Origin of the sequence: Roseivirga sp. UBA1976, from assembly GCF_002336325.1 — a bacterium.
Taxonomy (GTDB): Bacteria; Bacteroidota; Bacteroidia; order Cytophagales; family Cyclobacteriaceae; genus Roseivirga; species Roseivirga thermotolerans.
In genome coordinates, this window is the sequence record NZ_DDDQ01000034.1 from 1 (window position 1) to 1,396 (window position 1,396).

The window sequence follows — 1,396 nt, forward strand, 5'->3', positions numbered from 1 at the left end:
AAGCCTTTTCAACTCTCCCCAATCATCGGCAACTGCCGGAATCGTAAACCTATTCCAATTCAACCACCAGGTCGTCCTGTTCAACCATATCTCCGCCTTTGAGATAAATGGCCTTTACCTTTCCGGCTTCAGGAGCTGAGACTGTTGTCTCCATTTTCATAGCTTCAACTACAAAAAGAGCCTGATTTTCTTTTACAGTATCACCGACATTCACTTTTACTTCAGCAATTCTGCCTTGCAGAGGTGCTCCTACTTGATGTTCACCATCTACCTTGCGGTTGGCAACCTTAGTAACTTTAAGGTTCTGATCCCGAACATCGATCACCCGTGTTTGGCCATTCAGCTCAAAGTACACTTTGCGCATTCCGTTTTCATCGGGCTCAGCAATATAGAGCATCTTAATAATGATATGCTTGCCTTTCCCAATCTCCACAAACACCTCTTCATTAGGCTTTAAGCCAAAGAAAAATGCCTTGGTAGGTAGTTGCCAAACGGCTCCATAGTTTTGCCAATGCTGATAGAAATCCTTAAAAACTTTGGGGTATAACTTGTACGAAAGAAAGTCCAGCTCATCGCAGTAAATGTCGAACTCTTGCTGAAACGCTTTAAACTCCTTATCAAAGTCTACGGGCTCCAGGTGTGCGTTTGGCCGGTCTGTATATGGCTTTTCGCCTTTTAGAATAATTCTGGAAAGCTCTTGCGGAAAACCTCCAGGCATTTGCCCCAGATCTCCCCTGAACAAGCTAATGACTGACTCCGGAAAAGAGAGGGTCTCGCCACGTTCCAGTATATCGGCCGGTGTCAGGTTGTTAGAAGTCATAAATATGGCCATGTCGCCAACCACCTTGCTAGACGGGGTCACCTTTACTAAATCTCCAAACATTTTGTTGACCACCGCATAATTACGCTTTACCTCTTCAAACTTATGCTCCAGGCCCAGAGCAGCAGCCTGTGGTCTTAGGTTGGAGTATTGCCCGCCCGGTATCTCATGGTCGTACACCTCAGCTGTGCCGGCCTTCAGACCGCTTTCGAAGGGGTAGTAATATTCGCGCACATCTTCCCAGTAATTGGCATACTTATTCAGGTTTTGCACATCAATCTTAGGGTCTCGGGGATGCCCCTTGAGTGCCGCTGCCAGCGAGTTAAAATTGGGTTGAGAAGTAAGACCTGACATGGAAGCAATGGCCACATCCACAATATCTACTCCAGCTTCTATGGCTTTAAAGTATGTGGTGGCTTGCATGGACGATGTATCGTGAGTGTGCAGGTGAATGGGTAAATTCACCGTTTCTTTAAGAGCACTTACCAATACGGTAGCTGCTTCGGGCTTTAGCAAACCTGCCATATCTTTAATGGCTATAATATGGGCTCCTTCGTCTTCCAGTGCCCGAGCCAT

General features: G+C 46.3%; 1 protein-coding gene. It reads right to left on the reverse strand.

Annotation, left to right across the window (positions count from 1 at the left end; translation table 11 throughout):
- Window positions 1-49: 49 nt before the first annotated feature.
- Window positions 50-1,396, reverse strand: a 1,347-nt coding sequence (locus tag B3763_RS03165) for a biotin/lipoyl-containing protein (protein ID WP_286743588.1), incomplete at its 5' end; no start/stop codon positions are given.